This window comes from Bifidobacterium sp. KRGSERBCFTRI (assembly GCF_025908335.1).
The window spans coordinates 2,189,009-2,211,784 of sequence record NZ_CP109653.1 but is presented as its reverse complement, the minus strand read 5'-3'; the positions used below and the strand labels follow the sequence as shown (position 1 = coordinate 2,211,784).

Annotated in this window: 18 protein-coding genes; 10 read left to right on the top strand and 8 right to left on the bottom strand. The window is 59.2% G+C overall.

All coding sequences use genetic code 11. From position 1 onward, the window contains the following. Window positions 1-396: 396 nt before the first annotated feature. A complete protein-coding gene (locus tag OGI63_RS09605; protein ID WP_004217730.1) occupies window positions 397-1,854 on the bottom strand; it encodes an LCP family protein in 1,458 nt (485 codons plus the stop codon). 192 nt (window positions 1,855-2,046) lie between these two features. Between OGI63_RS09605 and OGI63_RS09600 the strand changes: the two genes are divergently transcribed. Next, a complete protein-coding gene (locus tag OGI63_RS09600) occupies window positions 2,047-5,142 on the top strand; it encodes a glycosyltransferase family 2 protein (RefSeq protein WP_004217731.1) in 3,096 nt (1,031 codons plus the stop codon). Continuing rightward, complete coding sequence (locus OGI63_RS09595; protein WP_004217732.1) at window positions 5,139-6,683, top strand: DUF5719 family protein; 1,545 nt, start codon at window positions 5,139-5,141, stop codon at window positions 6,681-6,683. The genes OGI63_RS09600 and OGI63_RS09595 overlap by 4 nt, the downstream gene beginning before the upstream one ends. 6 nt (window positions 6,684-6,689) lie before the next feature. Here the strand turns inward: OGI63_RS09595 and OGI63_RS09590 are convergent, their stop codons facing one another. After that, on the bottom strand, window positions 6,690-7,136 hold the full coding sequence (locus tag OGI63_RS09590; RefSeq protein WP_014482963.1) for a metallopeptidase family protein: 447 nt from the start codon (window positions 7,134-7,136) through the stop codon (window positions 6,690-6,692). A gap of 56 nt (window positions 7,137-7,192) precedes the next feature. Here OGI63_RS09590 and OGI63_RS09585 point away from each other — a divergent pair, with 56 nt between their 5' ends. After that, on the top strand, window positions 7,193-8,017 hold the full coding sequence (locus OGI63_RS09585; protein WP_014483173.1) for an HAD-IIB family hydrolase: 825 nt from the start codon (window positions 7,193-7,195) through the stop codon (window positions 8,015-8,017). Between the two features lie 23 nt (window positions 8,018-8,040). Then, a complete protein-coding gene (locus tag OGI63_RS09580) occupies window positions 8,041-8,808 on the top strand; it encodes a ComF family protein (RefSeq protein WP_014482961.1) in 768 nt (255 codons plus the stop codon). A 62-nt stretch (window positions 8,809-8,870) separates the two neighbouring features. Here the strand turns inward: OGI63_RS09580 and OGI63_RS09575 are convergent, their stop codons facing one another. The 3 genes from OGI63_RS09575 to glgB are packed head-to-tail and all read right to left on the bottom strand — an operon-like array spanning window position 8,871 to window position 12,976. Then, window positions 8,871-9,971, bottom strand: coding sequence for a sensor histidine kinase (locus OGI63_RS09575; RefSeq protein ID WP_004217736.1), 1,101 nt, complete (start codon window positions 9,969-9,971; stop codon window positions 8,871-8,873). A 5-nt stretch (window positions 9,972-9,976) separates the two neighbouring features. After that, window positions 9,977-10,696 (bottom strand): response regulator transcription factor, encoded by a 720-nt coding sequence (locus tag OGI63_RS09570; RefSeq protein WP_004217738.1) that lies wholly within the window; start codon window positions 10,694-10,696, stop codon window positions 9,977-9,979. 27 nt (window positions 10,697-10,723) lie between these two features. Next, complete coding sequence (gene glgB, locus OGI63_RS09565) at window positions 10,724-12,976, bottom strand: 1,4-alpha-glucan branching protein GlgB (protein WP_004269105.1); 2,253 nt, start codon at window positions 12,974-12,976, stop codon at window positions 10,724-10,726. Between the two features lie 137 nt (window positions 12,977-13,113). On the opposite strand from glgB, the gene OGI63_RS09560 reads away from it, so the two are divergent. Together OGI63_RS09560 and ispF are read left to right on the top strand one after the other, a co-directional pair. Continuing rightward, on the top strand, window positions 13,114-13,710 hold the full coding sequence (locus OGI63_RS09560) for a CarD family transcriptional regulator (protein WP_004217740.1): 597 nt from the start codon (window positions 13,114-13,116) through the stop codon (window positions 13,708-13,710). Continuing rightward, window positions 13,707-14,210, top strand: a complete 504-nt coding sequence (gene ispF, locus OGI63_RS09555) for a 2-C-methyl-D-erythritol 2,4-cyclodiphosphate synthase (protein ID WP_004217741.1) — start codon at window positions 13,707-13,709, stop codon at window positions 14,208-14,210. Before OGI63_RS09560 ends, ispF begins: the two co-directional genes overlap by 4 nt. Before the next feature lie 110 nt (window positions 14,211-14,320). Here the strand turns inward: ispF and OGI63_RS09550 are convergent, their stop codons facing one another. From OGI63_RS09550 to OGI63_RS09540, 3 genes are all read right to left on the bottom strand, one after another. After that, window positions 14,321-15,166: a metal ABC transporter permease gene (locus OGI63_RS09550; protein WP_004217742.1), complete on the bottom strand. Its 846-nt coding sequence runs from the start codon at window positions 15,164-15,166 to the stop codon at window positions 14,321-14,323. Then, entirely contained in the window at window positions 15,163-16,074 is a 912-nt protein-coding gene (locus tag OGI63_RS09545) for an ABC transporter ATP-binding protein (protein WP_004217743.1), read from the bottom strand. Before OGI63_RS09545 ends, OGI63_RS09550 begins: the two co-directional genes overlap by 4 nt. 140 nt (window positions 16,075-16,214) lie before the next feature. Then, window positions 16,215-17,219 (bottom strand): metal ABC transporter solute-binding protein, Zn/Mn family, encoded by a 1,005-nt coding sequence (locus tag OGI63_RS09540; protein WP_004217744.1) that lies wholly within the window; start codon window positions 17,217-17,219, stop codon window positions 16,215-16,217. A gap of 107 nt (window positions 17,220-17,326) precedes the next feature. Here OGI63_RS09540 and OGI63_RS09535 point away from each other — a divergent pair, with 107 nt between their 5' ends. The 4 genes from OGI63_RS09535 (at window position 17,327) to uvrB (ending at window position 22,745) form a co-directional block, all read left to right on the top strand. After that, on the top strand, window positions 17,327-18,220 hold the full coding sequence (locus OGI63_RS09535) for a bifunctional methylenetetrahydrofolate dehydrogenase/methenyltetrahydrofolate cyclohydrolase (RefSeq protein ID WP_004217745.1): 894 nt from the start codon (window positions 17,327-17,329) through the stop codon (window positions 18,218-18,220). A 171-nt stretch (window positions 18,221-18,391) separates the two neighbouring features. Beyond that, a complete protein-coding gene (rpsA, locus tag OGI63_RS09530; RefSeq protein WP_004217746.1) occupies window positions 18,392-19,873 on the top strand; it encodes a 30S ribosomal protein S1 in 1,482 nt (493 codons plus the stop codon). Window positions 19,874-19,983: 110 nt separating this feature from the next. Next, on the top strand, window positions 19,984-20,625 hold the full coding sequence (gene coaE / locus OGI63_RS09525) for a dephospho-CoA kinase (protein ID WP_004217748.1): 642 nt from the start codon (window positions 19,984-19,986) through the stop codon (window positions 20,623-20,625). An 8-nt stretch (window positions 20,626-20,633) separates the two neighbouring features. Continuing rightward, on the top strand, window positions 20,634-22,745 hold the full coding sequence (gene uvrB, locus OGI63_RS09520) for an excinuclease ABC subunit UvrB (protein ID WP_004217749.1): 2,112 nt from the start codon (window positions 20,634-20,636) through the stop codon (window positions 22,743-22,745). Window positions 22,746-22,776: the final 31 nt, after the last annotated feature.

Here is a 22,776-nt window from a genome sequence, read left to right as displayed (position 1 = left end):
GGGGAAGGCTGTCGGGGGGAATCGGAACCAACCACCGAGGATGACGATGATGAGCTGCGCGGATTTCGGTTGTGCTTCGGCTTGAATGATGCGGGCACGGCCGAGGAGGTTCTGCCATTATGGGGTGATGAGATGTGGCCTGGGGTGAAGCTGGGGGGCGTTGGCGAGGAAGCGTTGGGCGCCGATGTGACTGGAGGCTGCGCGGAGCCCTTCTTGGAATGGGAAGGGGCAAAGCTCGGTGGGAGATCATTGCCTGTAGCATTGTTGTTCGTCATATGCCCTCGCCTGCTGATTTTCCTTGAGAAGCCTATATTGCCAAGATATACCGATATTATGGACCAACGAGATCCGGCGGAATGCGAAGGGGCCGGCCATCGGGCCGACCCCTTCGCCGTTTCAGTCGTCGCTGTGCTCCGGCACTTTGCAGATAGTGTTGTTGAGGTAACGATAGGAGATGCCGACGTATTGGTTCGTGTTCGGATCCTTGATCGATCCGTCGTCCGGGTCCACCACGCCACCGGTCTCAGGGTCGGTCAAGATGCCATCGGGATGCACCAGCAGCCCGGTTTTCTCATCAAGCCTGGGCTTCTCCTCCTGACTCGACGAACCCGAGTCATCGGACGGCTGTGGTGAGGGGTCTTCGGTCTGCGCGGGCTCCGTCGGCTCCTCGGAAACGGAAACTTGGGATTGCTCCTCCTCCTGCTTGTCTGCGCCCGCGGAGTCATCTGAACCGAATAACGGCTTGGCTTCCTTGAACTTGGCCCACACCGCCTTGGCATCCTCGGTCCAAACCACGCGGTTGGGGTCCTGAGGGGCCGACATGATCGGAACAGTCTGGGAATACAGGTGGTCGACCTTGAGATTGCGCAGACTCAAGGCCAGACCCATCAATGCATTGGTATCGGCCATGCCCGAGCTGAAGTTGAGTGAACGGATTGCATTCATGACCAGCTGGTACAGCTGGCTGGTCTGCGTGAACAGGTTCCGAGAGATGGCCTTCTGCAACACGGATTTGATGAGGTATTGCTGACGTGTCGTGCGCATGATGTCGGAGCCGTCGGTGTCGTTGCCGTGGCGACGGCGTGCATAATTGGTCGCCTCCACGCCATTGAGATGGTGCATGCCCTTCTTCAGATGCATGTTCGTGTTCGGGTCGTCCACGTCGGAGGGGAAGCACAGGTCGACGCCGTCGATTGAATCAATCATCTTGCTCAGACCGTTGAAATCGACGACGATGAAGTTGCTGATATGAAGTCCGGTCAGCGCATTCACGGCGTTGACCGTGCAGCTGGCGGCGGAGGAGAGGTCACCTCCCACCGAATAGGCATTCGCGAAGATCGAGTTGAACTGCACGCCGTATTGGGCCGGAATCGTCTCCTTGGAGGTATGGCATGCCGGCACGTCGACAAGGGAGTCTCGCGGAATGGAGACGAGATTCACATAGTTTCTGTCGGCCCCGATCTGCACCACCATTGTGGTGTCGGCGTTGTGTAGCCCTCCCTCAGTGGCCCCGTCACCGGAGACGTCACCGTTGCCGTCGCCATCGCGAGTGTCCTGGCCGATGAGCACGAAGTTGATTGGCTTGCCTGAATTGGGATCGAGATAGGCGTCTTCGTCTGACTCACCCTCGATGAGACTTCTGATTTTGCCGCTCTGCACCGCATTGTTGATGTTGAGCCAGGTGGCCGCGGCCACAGAGCCCGCGAACACGAGCACAGCGACCAGCACCATCGCGATGATCTTGAGGATCCGGTATCGCACGTGCCTGACCTGCACGGTGCTGTGCCGCGGATGCTCGTCAACAGGACCGCCGATGTTCACGATACGCTTGCTGTCGTCGGTATGTGAAGCCAAAGCTCATACCTTTCTGTTCGTCGTCTCCGCCGGGGAGTGCCGGCGCCGCCCGCGCGCTGCGTGCACACGTACATGTCGATTCAGTTTCATGATTATAAGGTACTCGCTTGAGAAAAAGATGGGAATGGGCGCATCTGCACGCTTTTCACCCCAAGATGCCTTGAATAGACCCTGTTGCGTACACTGGCGTATATGAGACTTTCCGGCGACAGCGAGATTCAGCAGCTGATCAGCGACACCTTGGCGCAACGGCCCTATTCCCACGACCAAACGGTGCGTGACGATGTGGTGGCGGTGATTACGGTGGAGAGCGACATGCGATTCTTCCCGGACACCCTTGCCGCCGTGCTGAGACAGAGCGTACTGCCGTCGACCATTGTGATTGCGGATTGCTCAGGGCAGACCCTGCAATCGGTGCAGACGAGTTTCAAAGTGATCCCCACGCAGGCTGATGCGCTGCATGGTGTTCCTCAGGAGCATACAGTGCATGTGCAGGTGCTCAAGGTGGCGCAGGCGCGTTCCTTCGGCGATGCGGTGGCGAAGGTACTGCGCAATGCGCAGATTGATACGGCGGCGAAGACCTTATGGCTGCTGCACGACGATTCACGGCCCGCTGACCCGATCTGCCTGGAACAGCTGCTCGACACGTGGACGAATACGCCGACTGCCGCGTTGATCGGCTGCAAACAATTGGATTGGGATGCCGTGCGTCTGCACGATGTAGGCAAATATGCATCACACCATGAGGTGGTGTCGTTGGTCGTGGACGGTGAGCCCGATCAGGAACAGTACGACTCCCGCAGTGACATGTTCGCGGTCTCCCTCGCCGGCGCCCTGATTCCGGTGAACACATGGCGCAGTATGCATGGCATTAATGCATGGTTCACCACTTACGACGAATCGGCGGATTTCTGCCGGCGCCTATGTCGAGCAGGCAAACGCGTGGTAGTCGTTCCATCGGCCCGTATCGCGCATCGACGTGCAAGGTTCGAAGGCATTCGCACCCATGACGGTCAGCCCACCTCAGACGGCAGGATCATCGACACATCGATGCCACAGTTGAGTGGCGAGCAGAAATACCTGTACACCGATGTCACAGCCGGCTGGTGGCCTCTGCTTTGGGTCGGCAGTGTGTTTGCATGCCTATTCCAAGCGCTCAGACTCCTGTTTCGCAAACAGCCTTACCGTGCGTGGTGCATGCTGTGTATGCCGGTGCTGGCATTGTTGAATGTGCCGCCTGCATTGGTGGCACGTCATAGGCTCAAACTGGTTCAGGCCATATCCCGAAGCCAGCTGTCGAATCTGGTGGCAGACAGGGCCCAACTGAAGATCTGGAATGCGCGCAGCAAAGCGTTTGCTGATGAACAGGATGGCGTGGTGCTTGATCCATTGGCGCAGTCCCATCTCCATCGCCGACTCATACGTCGCTGGACGTACGCCCTTCTTGCCTCCGTAGTGGCATTCCTCTGTCTCATGGTGATGTATTGGCCATTGTTCGGTCCGGCATTCGCCGGCGGGTCACTGTATTCCAATCAGTTGCCGGCCACTGATGCCACATTCCGGCAGCTGGTGGAGGCAGCCACCACCACATGGAATTTCGGTGCCGGTACCGGTGTGGCTGCGCCTCCCGCCCCCTGGCTTCTGGTGCTCATGGTGGCGTCAGTGTTCACCGGCGGTCATGTGGCTGCGGCGGTGACGTCGATCTTCTTCCTCTCCGCTCCTGCATGCGTCTTGAGTTTCTGGGCACTGGCGGGCGTGGTGACGCGTTCCGATGAGATTCGTGTGTTCTGCGGCCTGCTGTGGTTCGCCACGGCGTTGTCGCTGGGCCTGTATTCCAGCGCGAACCTTCCGATGCTGACCGTCATGGTGTTCCTGCCGGGTGCTTTCGCCCTATGTTTCAAAGCTGTGGGCATGTACCGCACCGAACAGCCGGTCAATCCCCGCGCTTCTGTGCAGGCTGCCGCTGCCGCCGCGCTCATGTTCATTCCGGCGGTGGCGGCGGAGCCGCAATTGCTGCTCGCTCTCATCGTCGTGTTCGTGGCTTTTCTGGTGTTCGTGCGTCAGCACCGTATGATGCTGGTGCTCATCCCCTTCCCGTCTGCATTCGCCATCGCCCCCACTTTGGTGAATACGGTGCGCTATGCGGGCAATGGCATGATGCGCCAATTGTTCGGCGATGTCATGGTCCCTGTCGAGCAGGTCAATGGTGCTCCCCGTCTCATGAACCTGAGCGAGTTGACATGGCGGGCTTTCGGCATTGCTCCTCCCACGCAATGGGGCACATGGTTCACGCTGAATGGCGCCCGTGACGCGGCGCTGTTCATTGCCGCATGCCTTATCACTATGCTTGCCGTGATCGCATTGCTACGTCCTTCGGTGTTCCGCGCAAGTAGAATCCTGTGGACAGTCTCTCTATGCGGTCTGCTGCTGGCAATGGTTTCTGCGGCAGTGGTGATTGCCGCAGAGCCATATGGTCCGGCAGCCGGCTCTGTGCTGCCAGGTGTTGCGATGGCGTTGTGTGGCATCATCGCCAATGTTGCTGTGTTGGCAGGGGCGGGCACAAAGCAATTCACTCGTCTTGCTGTGGAGCATGTTTCAAATGGTCCGGCTCGCATCGCAGGTCGTGTGGCAGTGGCGTTCGTATTGGCCTTGACATCCTTCGCCGGAATATTTTATGGCTACCAGATTGCCTACCGTGACGGCATAGGCCAAAGCGACTATGCGCTGCCGCAGGTCGCACAGGAGTATTTGCGTGCAGATGCAAACCGGCGCATTCTGGCGTTGGAGGCCACAGGCGCTGACACGATCGAGTATGCGGTGATGCGCACAGGTAGCGGTGATCTCATCGACTCATCGCCTGCGCAGCGTGCCCGCGAAGCCGTCGAAGGTTTCGCTGATGGTGCGGATCAAACCAAGATAGCCCGTGCAGGAGCCCAATTGCTGGCACAGAACGACGATGATGCGATCGTTCAGCTCTCGGATTTGGGGTTTGGAGGTATCTATGTGGTCACCGATGGTCATGATGCCAGCGGACGAGCCAGTGCGCAGTTGCTGGCGAACATCACCTCCTGCTCTGGAGTGCAGTCCGTGGTGAGCAATGCAAAAGGAACCTATTACCGGTTCACCTTGAATCCACCCGCTGAACAGCACATTGATGATGCCGGTATTGTGGAGCAGAGCCACAACCCATGGAGGATCGCATGGTTGTGGTGTCTCGGAATCATCGTGTTCCTGTATTGCATCGTCGCCATTCCACGCACCCATGCGAGCAACGAGGAGGAAGCATGAGCAAGCACTTCGAGTCCGGTTCATCCAAGCATTCAAAGGTGACGAAAGTCGCTGCCACCACGGTTTCCGCATGCGTGGTGGCTGGCGCACTACTGGTCATGGCCTTCATCCCCGGGCGGCAGCTGAGTTTCGGCAACGCCAATCCGGCTAATGCCTCGGTGGTGCAGGAAGTGAGTCCGAAGGTCATGGACCAGTATTGTCCGGCGCAGATGGGGCTGGCGGATACGGGTACTTACGGAGACAGGGAATTCCAAGCTAGCGTGGGGGATCTGGCTTCAAGTGCACGGTATGCGGCCTTCGGTTCGATTTTCCACGCACAGGTTTCCCCATTGGGCGACGATTCGAAATCCACGGTGTTGCAGGGACCACAGTCGGATGATGCGGATTCCACTGCGGATTCGGTCGTGGTGGCGTCATCCGATTCCGCCGAAGCCCCGCAGGTGTTCGAGACGAGACTGCTGGGAGCGAGTGCAGGAACAGGGGCGAGTGGATCCATGGCCTCTTGGGCGAGCAATGGCGATATCGCCGGTGTGGCCGCCTCTACATGCATCAACACGCAATTGAACCAGAGCTTCCTCATTTCAGGGACGAAGGAGGGCACCACCCAGCAACTGCTCATCGCGAATCCTACAGACAAGTCGACGACTGTGCAGCTTTCCATGACGGGGACGGAACCCGGGCAGATTGTGATGGCCACGCAAAGCAGTGTCGTGGTTGGCGCCGGCGAACAGAGGACCGTGGATCTGGCAGCCGCGGCACCTAATCAGGATGCCCTCCGAGTGAATCTGGTATCGCAGGGGTCGCCGGTGGCGTCGGTAATACGAACGGTCTCGATGAAGGGCCTTGATCCTGATGGCAATGATTTCACGTTGCCCTTGAATCCTGCCTCCACCACACAGATTGTCAATATGGGGGATTCCCGCAATGCGATGACACTGCGAGCATATGTGTCCCAAGCGGCTTCCCTCAACCTGTCGTGGATCACGCAATCCGGTGTCAAAAGCGCAGGGAAGCGAGCCATGAAGGCGAATGAGGTGAACGTCGTCGAATTGAAGGACATTCCCGATGATGCATTGGCCCTGCTCGTCGAAAGTGATGTCGACTTTCAGGCCGCAGCCGGCATTGACGCATCCGATGACGGATCGCGTGATTTCGCCTTCGTGAATGCGGCCAGCCCCTATGCCCAATCTGCATTGGCGCTGCCCGCGGAGGTACAGGCGCATGTGAGCATGGTCAACGCCTCGTCTAAATCGATCGAGTTGTCGCTCACGGCATACGATGAACATGGCGAGCCGGCCGGAACCCGAGATATCCATTTGGAGGGAGACTCCGCAGTGATGCTCAGTCCGACGGACATCTCGAAGAATGCCGTTGCACTCTCCACGGATTATCAGGGGAGCGACCTGGTGTGGGGAGCGTTCCTCACCAATGACAAGGTCAGCTCATCAGATCACGAAGGTTTGGCCTATGTCGGCGCCGAGCGGCTCGAAGTGGCCAAACAGACGGTGCGCGCCATGCATGATGCCACCATCATGCGCTAGGTTCTCTCACATGCCCCATTGCGGGTCAATCTCCTCTGGTCTGCGGCCATAGAGCTCAGCTATACGCAGCACCAGTTCATCTCGAATGGCGAGCTGAAGGTCCATCCGCGATCGCGCATGACTCTGCAATGGCATGCGGTAGAGCACTACACGGGCCGGTATGCCATGCGAAGCGGGAAACGCTTGGGAATTGAGCCTCGGATTCGTCTCCCAAGGGGCGGGGGAGGAGGGAGGAACGTCCTCCACAGCGAACTGCAACGGTTCTAGCAATTGTGGCCACGCATCGTTGAGACGGCGAATCTGGGCGATCGCCATGTCGTCGAACATGCCACTGCGTGTGCGATAGCGCGGTAGGCGGCGCCCGAATGGGGGAGTGCGGACCCCTCTGCCGTGACGATTCCGGTACGTCTTCTCTTCCCATGGTGCACGAATCATGGTTCCACTGTAGGGCATCGCACCGTCTTTGGTATATTACTCTAGTGGAACAGAACGCGAGGAGTAAGGCGAACATGTCACAATCAGTCTCAATGGCCTTGGCGAACGAGGTCGACATCGAACGGCTCTGTGCCACGATGAAGGTGATGGCTTTCGACCTCGACGGCACACTCGCCCGTTCGAAGAAACCAATGCACAAGCCCATGGCTGATGCATTGTCGCAGCTGACGCGCCTGCTGCCCGTGGCCATCATCTCCGGTGGCACCATCGACCTCGTGCGCTCGCAGGTCACCGATATGCTTTCCGATGAAGCCGACCGTTCACATATGCACCTGATGCCCACATCAGGTGCACGCTACTACCGTTGGAATCCCGAGGACGACGATTGGCAGGAGGCGTACGAACACAACCTGAGCGAAGAGGACCGCAGGCTGGTCATCGAATCGTTGGAACGTCACGCCCGTGAACTCGGCATATGGCAGGCGCGCACATGGGGGCCGCGCATCGAAGATCGCGGTAGCCAGATCACGTTCTCCGCACTCGGACAACAGGCTCCAGTGGAGGCCAAGGAGGAATGGGACCCCACCAATGAGAAGAAGAACCGGCTCGCCGAAGCCGTGCAGAAGGATGTTCCCCATCTCGCGGTGCGTTCGGGAGGTTCCACCAGCGTCGACATTTCGAACAGAGGGGTCGACAAGGCGTATGCCGTACGCAAGCTCGCAGACATGCTTGGCGTGACGGTGGGACAGATTGCCTTTGTGGGTGATCGCATGGACCCCGATGGTAATGACTATCCGGCGGCTTTGGCTGGAACAATCGCCATCCGGGTCACCGGTCCGGAAGACACCCTGCAGCTTTGCAACCGCATCATCGACTGGTATAACAGGAATTCACGATAGTCTGCAGACGCGAGGAGTGCGGTATGGGTACATCGTTCGTTCGGGAATGGTGTGCGGCGGCCGCAGGATTGCTCAGGGAACTGGGGTATCTGCTGTTTCCACGCGGGTGTGCGGGATGTGATGCTCCCGATGAAGTGCTTTGCAGTCGATGCGAGTCGAAATTCCACCATTGCATACCGTTCCGACTGCATCCCGGTACGTTGCATTTGGGATTTGCCTGTGCACTCTACCGTGGCGTGGCACGCGAGGCGATTCTCAATTGGAAGGACCACGGCGATGAGGAATGCGATGGGGCGTTCGTCACGGCATTGAACCGGCTGTTCGACGATCTGCTCGCATTCTGCAGACAATCGGGCGAGCAATTCCCCCAGGCAGCTGTTCCCAACGACATATTGATCGTTCCCGCACCATCCTCCGCCTCCTCATTGCGTAGACGAGGCCGCAGCCAACTAGCACCGCTGGCAAAGGCGCTATGCTCACATGCCAACGCACGGGGTATGCAGACAACGGTGGCACCATTGCTCATCGTACGCGCCCATAGCAAATCAGTCGAGACCAACGGTGCCGATCAACGCGCGCAGCGTGCGCGACGGACGATCTGCATTAATGAACGTGCCACCCACGACAAGGAGATGGATGCATGCCGCACGGTGATCCTGATCGATGACATCGTGACCACCGGCGCGACAATCAATCGATGTGCCACCGTACTCGCCGAACATGGGTATACGGTGTTCACCGCACTCGCACTGGCCTACACGCCATCGAAACACGGATACATGGTTGCCTGATACTCATATGAATATGGCTTCTCGCCTCGTGAGCGGGAAGCCATCGAAGGGGGGTGCGGAACCTACTGCTTGCGAGGCCCTGTACCCTCCACGTCGGGATGCAGCGGCAGTACGATCTCGAAATCGACGCCCCTCGAATCGTCCACCACATGGATGGAGCCACCATGCAACGTGGCAGCCCATTTCGCAATCGACAGTCCGAGTCCGGTGCCGCCGGATTCACTACCGCGTGTGGTGATGCCCATGACGAAGCGCTGGAAGATCTTGTGGCGCACATCTTCTGGAATCTGGGAACCGAAGTTGACGATGTTTGTCACCACCGTACCGCGCGAATCGTCCACATGCGCCTCGACGAGCACACTGGCGTCGTCGAGGGAATGCTTGAGCGCGTTGGCGATGATGTTCGTGTACAGCTGACGTAGGCGGTCCACATCGCCCTCCATCACGATGTTCGAGGGAATGTGTGTCTCGATGTCATGCCCGCGGCTGCTGTCAAGGAGCTTCAAGGGGGCGATTGTCTCGTCGATGAAATCCGCGAAGTTGAACTCCTCGATGTTGAGGCTCGAGGAACCGGCCTCGATGCGCGATAAATCAAGCAGGAAGGAGATCAGGTCGGTGAGTCGGTGTGTCTGGGCGAGAATGCTCTCCATATTCTTCTCGTTCGGCTCCACCACACCGTCTGCCATATTCTCCACCATCGCCTGCAGTGCGGAGACGGGTGTGCGCAGCTCGTGCGCCACATTCGCGATCATGTCGCGCCGCAACTGGTCCTCATGCTGCAGTTCCTCGGCCATGTCGTTGAAGGCGCGGGCAAGCTGTCCCACTTCATCGTACTTATTCGAGAAGTCGGGAACACGCGCCGTGTAGTCTCCGTCGGAGAGACGTTCGGCGGCATCGCGCATCTGGCCCAAAGGATCGGTCAGATGCCGCGACGTCGCGTAGGTGAACACCAGAATGACGATGAGCGTGACGGGCAGCGCCAGCCAATCGTTGATTTTGGTCTTCGAAAACACCCATGCCAGCAGGAAGGCTCCCACGGTGGCGACCACAATGAGCATCGTGATCTCCACCTTGAGCGTGGAACAGTAGCGAACGAGGCGCCGCTTGGCATCCCTACGATGCTGCGAGCGCCTCATTCGGCGGTTGTATGCCTCGTCCGTCATGAGCCTTACGCTTCTGGCGGTTCGAAGGCGTACCCCACACCATGCACGGTGCGGATCGTGGAGGCGCCGAGTTTATGACGCAGCGCTTTCACATGGGAATCGACGGTGCGGGTGCTGGAGGCGTCAACCCAATCCCACACCTCTTCGAGCAGCTGCTCGCGTGTGAGCACGGAATGCGGCTGTTTGGCGAGCGTGGTCAGCAGATCGAACTCGGTGGGAGTCAGATGCACTTCCTTGCCATCGAGTGTCACCTGGCGCTTGGCCGGATCGATGACCAACGTGCCGAAATCAAGGATGCAATCATTCTCGCTCTTGTGCGCAATCACCTTGGCCCGGTCCACGCGGCGCAGCAATGCGCGCACACGTGCGACAAGCTCACGCATCGAGAACGGTTTGCTCATATAGTCGTCGGCCCCGACACCCAGTCCGATCACCACATCTGCCTCATCGTCGCGCGCAGTGAGCATGAGCACCGGAATGGGATGTTGTGCCTCGATGCGTTTCGTTGCCTCGATGCCGTCCATGACGGGCAGCATGAGATCCATGATGATGAGATCCGGATGCAACTTGTCGGCGGCTTTCACCGCCGTGGCGCCGTCTCCGGCGACACGGGCCGTCCAGCCTTCATTGGTCAGTCTCTGGGCGATGGCTGTAGCCAGTGTGGGCTCATCCTCGACCACGAGTATGGTGCGTCGTACTTCGTTGTCATTCGAAGGAGCAGACATGCTATTGCTCCCTTCCTTCAACTTGTGTCAGTTGTTATCCGGTTCCAAGAATACGACACCGAGGGCCGGCACGGTTATCTTCGTAGAATAATCGCGCGAATGGTAGGGGCCGGCGTTGGCTTCGATATTGGTGTTGTGGATGTCGGACCCGCCGTACTTCCTGTCGTCAGTGGTGAGTACCTCCCGCCAACGGCCGCCTTGTGGGAGCGCCACCTGGTAGTCCTGCCATGCCGTTCCGGAGAAGTTGACCACGACGACCATCTGCTCGCCGTTTTTGCCGATTCGCACGAAGCTCAACGTATTGTGGTCCGAATCGTCACTGGTGAGCCACTGGAAACCGTCGGGGGTGAAGTCCTGGCTCCACAGGGCTGGAGACTTCTTGTACAGAGCGTTGAGGTCGGCCACCAGTTGCTGCACGCCACGGTGATCAGGCCAGTTCAGGCAGTCCCAGTCAAGCTGGCTGTTGTAGTCCCACTCACCGTACTGTGCGAGTTCATTGCCCATGAAGGTGAGGTTCTTGCCCGGATGTGCCCATTGATAGGCGAACAGGGAACGCACGCCGGCGTAGCGCTGCCAATCGTCGCCCGGCATCTTGCCGAACAGCGATCCTTTGCCGTACACCACCTCGTCATGGCTGATCGGCAGCACATAATGCTCCGAATAGGCGTAGACCATGGAGAACGTGATCTCGTTGTGGTGCCACTTGCGGTTGATCGGCTGCTCGTGCAGGTATTCAAGCGTATCGTGCATCCAGCCCATGTTCCATTTGAGTCCATAACCCAGACCGCCCTGGTCGGTCGGGGCGGTGACGCCCGGGTAGGCAGTGGATTCCTCGGCGATCATCATGATGCCCGGATTGTTCTTGTAGGCCGTGGCGTTGGCCTCCTTGATGAAGTCGATGGCCTCGAGGTTCTCGCGTCCTCCGAACTTGTTCGGATGCCATTGACCGGGTTGACGGCTGTAGTCGAGGTAGAGCATCGAGGAGACCGCGTCGACGCGCAGGCCGTCCATATGGTACTCATCAAGCCAGAAGCAGGCGTCGGCCACCAGGAAGTTGCGCACCTCGCGGCGGCCGAAGTTGAAGATGTACGTCCCCCAATCCGGATGCTCGCCGCGGGTCGGATCCGGGTCCTCATACAATGGCGTTCCATCGAAACGGCCCAATGCGAAGGCGTCCTTCGGGAAGTGCGCCGGGACCCAATCCATGATTACACCGATACCCGCCTCGTGAAGCTTGTCGACGAGATACTTGAAGTCGTCGGGGGAGCCCAGGCGGGAGTCCACGCCATAATAGCCGGTCACCTGATAGCCCCAGCTGCCGAGGTACGGGTATTCCTCCAACGGCATGAATTCCACGTGGGTGAAGCCCAGCTTCGCGACGTACGGCACGAGCTTGTCGGCAAGCTCGCGGTAGCTGTGTACGTCGTCACGCCAACTGTTCGCATTTACCTCGTAGATCGCCACGGGACCCTGGTGCGGGTCGGTTTTCGCGCGCTTGGCCATCCAGTCGGAATCGTTCCAATGGTATTCGGACTCCACCACAATCGAGGCCGTCTTCGGTGGCACCTCGTGCGAGCGTTCCATTGGGTCGGCCTTCATCTCCCAAGTGTTGAATACGTTGAGAATCTGATATTTGTATTTCTCGCCGGCCGTCACACCCGGGATAAAGATTTCCCAGACGCCGGAGGAGCCGAGTTCGCGCATCGAATGGCAGATGCCGTTCCATCCGTTGAAATCGCCCACCACTCGCACCGAATGTGCATTCGGCGCCCAGACGGTGAATGCAGTGCCGACCACAGGTTCGCCATGGGTGCCATCATTGCCACCCATGGAGTCCTCATATCGCTTGACGTTGGCGCCCATGGCCTCCCATAGGCGTTCATGGCGTCCTTCGCCGAACAGGTAGAGATCCATCTCACCCACGGTCGGCAGGTATCGATACGGGTCGTTCTCCACCACCGTGGAGCCGTCCTCCTTGGTGATGCGCAGGCGGTAGTCGGGAACCGAATACCCCCTGTCGGTTTTCACGGCGGGAACCACGGCGACATAGACGCCGTTGAGTTCCGGTTCGGCCTTGGTCTCGCTGTCGGGGGTGACGATGACGACTTCCTTGGCGTCAGGGCGAAGTACGCGGACGGTGGCGGTGTCGCTGTATTCACCGCTACCGAGGTGGGCGCCGAGAATCTCGTGAGGGTTGTAGAAACGACCCTCGCTCACGGTGCCGAGTTGGGCATGATCCACTGCAACGATGGCATCTTTATTGAAATGATTGTTACTCATACATAGAGGATAAGCATGCAACACGGGGTTCGGGAGCCATTCTGCGTAAAAAAGCGTCTTTTTTGCCCAAAACCCTTGCAAGTCCAAGCGATAGGGCATACTTATACGGGTTTTTGCATTGCTCTTACGGAGGATTCATGGGATACAAGGTCGGCGATATGGTCGTATATCCGCGTCACGGTGCGGCTAGGGTCGAAGAGATTTTGCAGCGGACCGTCAAGGGCGTCACCCGGGAGTACCTGAAGCTCTCGGTGCTCTCATCCGATGATCTTGAGATCTTCGTGCCGGTCGACAACCTGAAGAAGGTGGGTGTGCGCGACATCGTGGACGGCGACGAGGTGAGCCGCGTGTTCGAGATTCTGCGTACGCCGATCGTCGAGAAGGAGATGAACTGGTCACGCCGGTACAAGCTCAACGTGGAGAAGATCGCCACGGGCGACGTGAACAACATTGCCGAAGTGGTGCGCGACCTTTCTCAGCGCGACGTGGATGAGCACGGGCTCTCCGCAGGCGAGAAGCGCATGCTCACAAAGGCGCGTAGCATACTCACCTCAGAGATCGCCCTGTCGGAGGAACTCAGCGAGGAGGAGACGCAGCGCCTGCTCGATGTGAACCTCGGTTATGCCGAGCCGCAGGAAGGCGATGCCGAGCATCACACGGAGGTCCCCGAGGAGCCGGCACAAGACACGCTGGCCCGTCTCGAGTCCGAGAGCAAGAAGTCGAAGAAGAAGTGAGCGATTCGTCTGATCTGCGCAATGGTCTGGGATTCGACGCGCATCGGTTCGCCGATGCCCGCAATCCCAGACCGTTTTTTCTTGCCTGTTTGGAGTGGGAAGGCAATGGTGTCGAGGGTGATTCGGATGGCGATGTCGCCGTGCATGCCCTCATCGATGCATTGTCGTCGGCCACCGGATTGGGCGATATAGGCACGCTGTTCGGTGTGGGTGCGGATTCCCGAGGAGCCGGGATGCGCGGTGAAGCGATGCTCCGTGAAACCCTCAGGTTAGTGCATGCCCATGGGTTCGAGCCGGTGAGCATGTCGATCAGCATCATCGGCAATCAACCCAAGATCGGTTGCCGCCGTGATGAGGCACAGCAACGCATGTCACAGATCTGCGGTTGCCCGGTCGGCATCACGGCGACCACCACCGATGGCATGGGCTTCACCGGCAGAGGCGAGGGGTTGGCCGCCATCGCCAGCGTACTGGTGAGGAAAACGGTCGCGTCTGCGTGAGCAGTCCCCGTCCATCAGAGGCATATGTGCGAGTGCGCCGTGACAATCTATGAGGATTGTCACGGCGCACTCAATGCGTCAGCCGAATCTGGGTCGTCGCCCCAATCTCGTCAGTCGCCATTCCGGTGGTTCCTGACACTTTCGACGCCCTTCGCAATGCCCCAGAACAGTGTGGACAACGTGACGATCACGAAACTCGGAGGGGCGGGGAACATCGTGGAGATCACCAGCCCACCCCAGATGCTCACCAGACACAGCACCATGGCCATCACAATGGCTTTGAACGGCGAGTCGGTAATGATCATGGACGTGGCTGCCGGTGTGACCACGAGCGCGAAGATGAGCAGCGTTCCCACCGCCGGCACCGCGATGGTGATCACCCCGGCCAGGATGGTCATGAACAGTGCATTCATGATGCCAACCCGAACACCTTTCGCCTGCGCCACCTGCTCATCGAGCGAGCTGAACAGCAACGGCCGATAGACGATGCACATGAGGATGATCAGCACGGCGTCGAAAATGGCGAAACCGATAATCTGGTCCGGTGTGATCGTGAGGATTGACCCGAACAGAATGGCCTGCAGCTGCTGGGATGCAGAGCTTGACATTCTGGCGAAGTACAGGCCGAGGCCGGTGGCGAACGCGAGCACGGTACCCGTGGCGATCTCGCGTTCCCCGGCCCGTTTGCCCAAAGCCGCAATCACCCATGCGCCCCCCACGGCAAACACGCCCAGACCGAGGGCGATGGGAACGCCCAGCAGCGCCGCGCCGGTTGCTCCGGGCAATGCGATGTGCGCAAGCGCATGCGAGGCGAAGGTGGAGTTGCGCGCAATGGTGAAGTAGCCGATGATGCCGGCACTCAGCGCGATGCACAGACCTGCGAGGAAGGCATTGCGCATGAAGGGCATCGTAAGCGTCTGCGTCCATAGCGGGTCATAGGAGAAGAACGAGCTCATTGTCCATTGCCTTTCCTGTCGATGTGCGCGTGGTCGTCGTCCATGCGCACATCCTCATGGTGATGGAATTGTGCGACGTCAGACGAGGAGTGCATGTCTGGGTGATCGTTGCATCCGATGTTGTCTGCGTTCGGGGTGACGAACATGTCTCCCTGCGGGGTGGTGACCACCTGCACTTGGGTGCCGTAGAGGTGTGTGAGCAACTTGGAGTCGAGCACCTCGTTCAGCTTGGCGAAGTGGGGGTGCCCGTCGAGCAGGTATACGGCGCCGGTGAGAATCGGCAGCAGCATATTGAGGTCGTGCGCCACCACCTGGATGGTCATGCCGAGTTCCCTGTTGAGCTTGGCCAGAATGTGCACGGTGGAGCGTTGGCTGGCCAGATCGAGATTGGCCAATGGCTCGTCGAGCATGAGCAGCTCTGGGTCCGACACCAAGGCCTGGGCTATGGCGACGCGTTGGCGCAGGCCGCCTGAAAGCTGGGAGAGACGGTATGGGGCCTTGTCGAGCACGCCTACGAATTCCATCGCCTCACGTGCCTTGTCCCGCTCCTTTTTCGAAATGATGTGGAAGCCGAAACGGGTGCCTGTCAGACCGAGCAACACCGATTGCTCGGCGGTCAGCGATGAGTCGATGTCGGAGGCGTAGCTTTGTGGTACATAACCGATGTGCGCATTCATCTCACCAGCCGGTTTGCCCAGCACGGTCATCGTGCCGTGGGAAAGCGGTATGAGCCCGAGCTCCGCTTTCATCAGTGTGGTTTTGCCCGCACCATTCGTGCCGACTATGGCGGTCGCGCTGCCGCGTGGAATGGTGAAGGTGCCTTCGCTCCAAATTGTTCGCCCTCCGCGTGAGATCGCGATGTCGTGGCATACGATGCAGGGCTGCATCGGTGTCATCCGATCGGCCATTCGCTCACCTCTTCTTCTTGGATTCGTATGCGACTGCCAACGGCGTGCGCATATCCGACGAATTCAGTGTTCCAATCAGTATTGACAATCATTCTCAATAAGAGGGCAGCTGATTGATGGAGACAGGTGCATGGTATTGCCTACTTCGTGGCAGGAGTCTCCTGCTGTGTGCCGACGCTCGGAGAGGGTGATGATGCGGCCTCGTGTTCCTGTTCCTGAGAGACTTTGGAGATGATCGATTCGCTCAGAGTGTCGATCCAAGAGGTGAGGTCTTTGCAATCCTTGGGCATCTGCTCGGTGATGTCGATCACCGGGATGCTCGCCTTGTGCGCGGCCTGGGTGAGCGTGGCGTCGGTTTGCGCACTTTGCTGTGGGTTGTTAATCAGCAGATTGGTTTGCCTGCCTTGCAGCAAGTCGCTGAACGCCTTGATATCCTTCTCGTCGGGCTCGGTGCCGTCGAGCATGGCCTTGGCATAGCCCTTCGGCGTGACGTCCCTGAATCCCAAGTCGCTCATCAGATAATACGCGACATCTTCCGTGGCGGCATAGGTGGGATCTTTGAGCGACTTGCTGCGTTCCCTCATCTGTGATTCAAGCTCGTCCTCGTCGCTCTGCCATGTTTTCAGATTGCTTTCGAAGTATGCCTTGTGCTCAGGGAGGAGCCTGCTGAACACCTCTGTCAATTCCCTGGCCACGGCCTGTCGGGCGTCACGTGAGAACCACAGGTGTGGGTTGTCGCCATCCAATGCACCCACTGTGTCGGCCACGGACACCCGTGTCACGTTCCGGGGAAGTGAACGGTCGGCCCAAGTGTCGTATCCTGCGCCGTTGGTCAGCAGCACTTGGGCCTTGCGCATCTGGGTAACCTGTTTGGCATTCGGCTCGAAAGAATGTGCGTTGGTGGTGTCGGGGGGGAGGATCGACGAGACTTCCACCTGATTGCCGCCAATCTGCTTCGCCAATGACCCCCATTGGTTCAGTGTGGCGACGACGGTGATTTTCGAGGCGGGGGTAGTGGAGCCGTTTGGCGTTGGCTCGTTCGTCTGCCGGGAACCGAACCAGCTGCAGGCGCTGGTGCCCAGAATCAGTGCGATGCCAGCCAAGATGGCGGCGATGGCGTGGAGTCCGTTGCCGAGTGTACGCATGACGTTCCTTAATATGGGTGCTTGATGTCGATTCCTCGTTTCTTCTGCAATAATAGGTCGGGACATGGCCGAGGAAAGACTCCACCGAATGCGAAAGGGACATTCATATGGCAATCGTATTAGACGGAAAGAAGGTGGCCGGCCAGATCAAAGCCGACCTCGCCTCGCGTGTGGCCGGGTTGGCGAGGATGGGTATGGTGCCTGGTCTGGGCACTGTGCTGGTCGGTGACGATCCGGGTTCCATGAAGTATGTGGAGGGCAAGCACAGGGATTGCGAGGAGGTGGGAATCGCCTCGATACGCAGGCAGCTTCCGGCGACCGCGACGACGGAAGACGTGCTTGCCGTCGTGCGCGATCTCAATGAGGATCCGGCATGCACCGGTTACATCATCCAGCTGCCTTTGCCTGCCCACATCGATTCGAACGCCATCATCGGCGCCATCGATCCGACCAAGGACGCCGATGGTATGCACCCCTACAATCTCGGGGAACTGGTGCTTCATGTTCGAGGTGACATCACCACGCCGTTGCCCTGCACCCCCCGCGGGGTGCTCGCCCTCCTCGACGCCTACGGCATAGAACTGGCGGGCAGGAACGTATGCGTGCTCGGGCGCGGCATAACCATCGGTCGCACCATTGGCCTGATGCTCACGAGGAGCGGTGTCAATGCCACGGTGACGCTCTGTCACACGGGCACCCGCAACATCGAGGAGCACATTCGCCGCGCGGACGTTGTCATTGCCGCGGTTGGTGTCGCAGGGTTCGTCCAGGTGGAGCACGTCAAGCCGGGGGCGGTGCTCATCGATGTCGGTGTATCGCGGGTATTCGATGAACAGGCCGGCAGAATGCGCATAGTCGGAGACGTCGATTCCGAGGCTCATGCCGTTGCCGGCGCGTATTCCCCGAATCCGGGAGGGGTGGGGCCCATGACGCGTGCCATGCTGCTCGCCAACGTTGTGGAACAGGCTGAGCGCATGGCCGGTATTCGTGAAGATTCGTGAGCCATTCGCTCGGGGAACGCGACACGCCGGCGGAAAAGCGCGTTTTGGCTAGTGCTTCGCCTATAATTGAGTCTGCATGTGTTTGGGGCTTGGTGTATCCAGCCGTCGAGCATATGCCTGAATAACTGAATATCGATATTATCCACCCAACTATTCGAAGAAACCACATTAATGGCAGAAAACAAAGCAGAAGTCGAAAAGGTCGCCATCAACGACATCGGCACCGTTGACGACTTCATCAAGGCAGTCGATTCCACCATCAAGAACTTCGACGATGGTGATCTGGTAGAGGGCACCGTCGTCAAGGTCGATCACGACGAGGTTCTCCTGGACATCGGCTACAAGACCGAAGGTGTAATTCCTTCCCGCGAACTTTCCATCAAGAAGGACGTCGATCCGGATGATGTCGTCAAGGTCGGCGACACCATCGAAGCCCTTGTCGTCACGAAGGAAGACAAGGAAGGGCGTCTCATCCTGTCCAAGAAGCGCGCCCAGTACGAGCGCGCCTGGGGCGACATCGAGAAGATCAAGGAAAACGACGGCGTCGTCGAGGGCACCGTCATCGAGGCCGTCAAGGGCGGCCTGATCGTCGACATCGGCCTGCGCGGCTTCCTTCCGGCCTCCCTTGTCGAGATGCGCCGCGTGCGCGATCTCTCGCCGTACATCGGCCAGAAGATCAAGGCCAAGGTGCTCGAGCTCGACAAGAACCGCAACAATGTGGTTCTGTCCCGTCGTCAGTACCTCGAGGAGACCCAGTCCGAGGTTCGCGAGACCTTCCTCTCGCAGCTCAAGAAGGGCCAGATTCGCGAAGGCGTCGTCTCGTCCATCGTCAACTTCGGCGCATTCGTCGATCTTGGCGGCGTCGACGGCCTCATCCACGTCTCCGAGCTCTCCTGGAAGCACATTGACCACCCGTCCGAGGTCGTCAAGGTCGGCGACAAGGTCACCGTCGAGGTGCTCGACGTCGATCTGGACCGCGAGCGCATCTCGCTGTCGCTCAAGGCAACTCAGGAGGATCCGTGGCAGCGCTTCGCACGCACCCACGTTCCGGGTCAGATCGTGCGTGGCAAGGTCACGAAGATTGTCCAGTTCGGTGTGTTCATCTCCGTCGAGGACGGCATCGAGGGCCTGGTGCACATCTCCGAGCTCGCCAACCGTCACGTCGAAAATCCGGAGACCGTTGTCAAGCCGGGCGAAGAGGTCTTCGTCAAGGTGATCGACGTCGATCTGGACCGTCGTCGCATCTCCCTGTCGCTCAAGCAGGCCAACGACTCTGTCGACCCGAACTCCGAGGATTTCGATCCGGCGCTCTACGGCATGCCGGCCGAGTACGACGAGGATGGCAACTACAAGTACCCGGAGGGCTTCGACCCGAACACCAACGAGTGGATTCCGGGCTACGAGAAGCAGCGTGAGGAATGGGAGGCCCAGTACGCCTCTGCTCACGGTCTGTGGGAGCTGCACAAGGAATTCGTGCGCAAGGAGCTCGAGAACGCCGAGGCCTCCGCTCAGGAGGACGGTCAGGCTCCTGCCAAGGAAGAGAAGGTCGAAGAGACTTCGAACTACTCCTCCGAGTCCGAATCCAACGGCACCCTCGCCGATTCCGACCAGCTGGCCGCTCTTCGCGAGCAGCTGCTGAGCGAGAAGAAGTGAGCCGCTGAAGCTGTTCCGCTTCGATTCGGGAGGCGTCATGTGCACACGCGCATGGCGCCTCCCTCCGTATATGCCCGGTACATATCCCATGCATGTGAAAAGGAGGCATCATGCAGACCGTCAACGGGTGGCGATGCATGCGCATCGCGCTGACCGGTGGCATAGCAGCGGGCAAAAGCACTGTGGCCACCAGAATGGCCGAAGACGGCGCCGATGTGATCGACTATGACCATCTTGCGCACATCCTGCAGGAGCCATGTTCCCCGGCGATCGATCCTCTGGTCAAGGCATTCGGCCCTGGCATTCTGAACGGGCGCGGAGGCGTCGACCGACGGATCCTGTCCCGGCATGTGTTCGGAGAAGGGGCCCCGGATAACGCCACCGAAACACTCAACGGCATCATGCATCCACTGGTGTACGAGCTCGCTCGCAATAGGGAGCGAAGTTTGGTCGGCGACGGCCGCAAGCATGTCATCGTCCACGATATCCCGTTACTCGGCGAGGTCATGGACACGATTCCATTCGTGTTCGACGCCATAGCGTGCGTCATGGCACCGGAGGATCTGCGTGTCCGCAGGCTTGTCGAGACGCGGGGCATGACCGAGGAGCAGGCGCACATCCGCGTGTATGTACAGGGAGACGAGGCCTCCCGGCTGCGGTATGCCGACGTTGTCATCGACGCGACACAGCCGATAGAACAGACGTTCGAATATGTTGATAGCCTTGTCGGACAATGGTTCGCCGAGGAGTAAGGATCGCCATGGGATTCAACATCGAGCGCACGAACAAGCCGTTTGTTGTCAAGTCGCCGTACCAGCCCTCCGGAGACCAGCCGAAGGCCATAGAGGAACTGGCCACTCGCATCGAGAACGGCGAGAACGACGTAGTATTGATGGGCGCCACCGGCACCGGCAAGACCGCCACCACCGCGTGGCTCATCGAACGGCTGCAGCGGCCCACGCTCATCATCGAACCGAACAAGACGCTCGCCGCCCAACTGTGCGCCGAATTCCGCGAGCTGATGCCGGACAACGCGGTGAGCTACTTCGTCTCGTACTATGACTACTACCAGCCCGAGGCCTACATCCCGCAGACCGACACATACATCGAGAAGGATTCGAACATCAACGACGACGTGGAGCGCCTGCGCCATGCCGCGACCGCGAATCTGCTCACACGTCGCGACTGCGTGGTTGTGGCCACCGTCTCCTGCATATACGGTTTGGGCACGCCTGAGGAATACGCCGGTCGCATGCTCTTTCTACACGAGGGAGACCAGATTGATCGCGACGATCTGCTGCGCACCTTCGTCGACATGCAGTACAAGCGCAACGACATCGCATTCACGCGCGGCACCTTCCGCGTGCGGGGCGACACGGTGGAGATCATCCCGGTGTATGAGGAGCTGGCCATACGCATCGAGTTCTTCGGCGACGAGATCGACCGCATCTCCACACTGCACCCGCTCACCGGCGACGTGATCGAGCAGGTCAGTGACGTGCACATCTTCCCGGCTTCGCACTACGTTGCCGGTCCCGAACGCATGGCGAAGGCGTTGGATTCGATCCAGCGGGAACTCGACGAGCGTGTGGCCGAGCTGCGCAAGCAGGGCAAGGAGCTTGAGGCGCAACGTCTGAGCATGCGTACGACGTACGATCTGGAGATGCTCTCGCAAGTGGGGGTGTGCTCAGGTGTGGAGAACTATTCACGTCACTTCGATGGGCGTGCGGCCGGCACGCCACCGCACACATTGCTCGACTTCTTCCCCGACGATTTCCTGCTGGTCATCGACGAATCACACGTGACCGTCCCCCAGATCGGCGCTATGTACGAGGGCGACGCCAGCCGCAAACGCACGCTGGTGGAGCATGGGTTCCGACTTCCCTCGGCAATGGACAACCGTCCGCTCAAATGGCCGGAATTCCTCGATCGGGTGGGCCAGACCGTCTATCTGTCGGCAACACCGGGAGATTACGAGCTGGGGCTTTCGGATGGCGTGGTCGAACAGATCATACGACCCACAGGCTTGCTCGATCCCAAGATCGAAGTGCGCCCGGTGGAGGGACAGATCGACGATCTGCTCGCCGAAATCAAAGATCGTGTGGCCGCGGGGGAGCGCACGCTCGTCACGACGATGACGAAGAAGATGGCCGAGGATCTCACCGATTACCTGCTGGAACGCGGCATCAAGGTGGAATACCTACACTCCGACGTCGACACGCTGCGACGCGTTGAACTGCTGCGCGAACTGCGTGAGGGCAAGATCGACGTCATCGTGGGCATCAATCTGCTGCGTGAAGGCCTGGATCTGCCGGAGGTGTCGCTCGTGGCGATCCTCGACGCCGACAAGGAAGGCTTCCTGCGCTCGTACCGATCGCTCATCCAGACCATTGGACGTGCTGCACGCAATGTGAGCGGTACGGTGATCATGTATGCCGATGAGATGACGGATTCGATGAGCAAGGCGATCGAGGAGACCAATCGTCGTCGTGAGATCCAGATGGCATACAACGAGGAGCATCACATCGACCCCAAGCCGCTCATCAAGAAGATCAGCGACGTCAACGACATGCTCGCCAAGGAGGACGTGGACACGCAGGAACTGCTCGAGGGCGGCTACCGCAACTCCGGCAAGGCAGGTAACTCGCATCTTGGATTGCCGAACACGACGCCCGAGGAAGCCGACAGGCGCCATGAGGAGATTCTCAAGGCCGGCCTTCCCGCACAGGATCTCGCAGACCTTATTCGCCAGCTTTCCGATCAGATGCATACCGCGGCCGAACAGCTGCAATTCGAACTGGCGGCGCGCTTGCGTGACGAGATTCGCGACCTCAAGAAGGAGCTGCGGGCCATGACACAGGCGCAGCAGTAGACAGCCCATTTCGGACGGCTTGCGTTAAGCT

Bases quoted from the DNA above. Each gene is read 5' to 3' on its own strand.
- glgB (WP_004269105.1), bottom strand. From the start codon at position 12,976: ATGAGTAACAATCATTTCAATAAAGATGCCATCGTTGCAGTGGATCAT.
- OGI63_RS09535 (WP_004217745.1), top strand. From the start codon at position 17,327: ATGGCAATCGTATTAGACGGAAAGAAGGTGGCCGGCCAGATCAAAGCC.
- rpsA (WP_004217746.1), top strand. From the start codon at position 18,392: ATGGCAGAAAACAAAGCAGAAGTCGAAAAGGTCGCCATCAACGACATC.
- OGI63_RS09560 (WP_004217740.1), top strand. From the start codon at position 13,114: ATGGGATACAAGGTCGGCGATATGGTCGTATATCCGCGTCACGGTGCG.
- OGI63_RS09575 (WP_004217736.1), bottom strand. From the start codon at position 9,971: ATGACGGACGAGGCATACAACCGCCGAATGAGGCGCTCGCAGCATCGT.
- coaE (WP_004217748.1), top strand. From the start codon at position 19,984: ATGCAGACCGTCAACGGGTGGCGATGCATGCGCATCGCGCTGACCGGT.
- OGI63_RS09550 (WP_004217742.1), bottom strand. From the start codon at position 15,166: ATGAGCTCGTTCTTCTCCTATGACCCGCTATGGACGCAGACGCTTACG.
- OGI63_RS09590 (WP_014482963.1), bottom strand. From the start codon at position 7,136: ATGCCCTACAGTGGAACCATGATTCGTGCACCATGGGAAGAGAAGACG.
- OGI63_RS09600 (WP_004217731.1), top strand. From the start codon at position 2,047: ATGAGACTTTCCGGCGACAGCGAGATTCAGCAGCTGATCAGCGACACC.
- OGI63_RS09595 (WP_004217732.1), top strand. From the start codon at position 5,139: ATGAGCAAGCACTTCGAGTCCGGTTCATCCAAGCATTCAAAGGTGACG.
- OGI63_RS09585 (WP_014483173.1), top strand. From the start codon at position 7,193: ATGTCACAATCAGTCTCAATGGCCTTGGCGAACGAGGTCGACATCGAA.
- OGI63_RS09545 (WP_004217743.1), bottom strand. From the start codon at position 16,074: ATGGCCGATCGGATGACACCGATGCAGCCCTGCATCGTATGCCACGAC.
- OGI63_RS09570 (WP_004217738.1), bottom strand. From the start codon at position 10,696: ATGTCTGCTCCTTCGAATGACAACGAAGTACGACGCACCATACTCGTG.
- OGI63_RS09540 (WP_004217744.1), bottom strand. From the start codon at position 17,219: ATGCGTACACTCGGCAACGGACTCCACGCCATCGCCGCCATCTTGGCT.
- uvrB (WP_004217749.1), top strand. From the start codon at position 20,634: ATGGGATTCAACATCGAGCGCACGAACAAGCCGTTTGTTGTCAAGTCG.
- OGI63_RS09580 (WP_014482961.1), top strand. From the start codon at position 8,041: ATGGGTACATCGTTCGTTCGGGAATGGTGTGCGGCGGCCGCAGGATTG.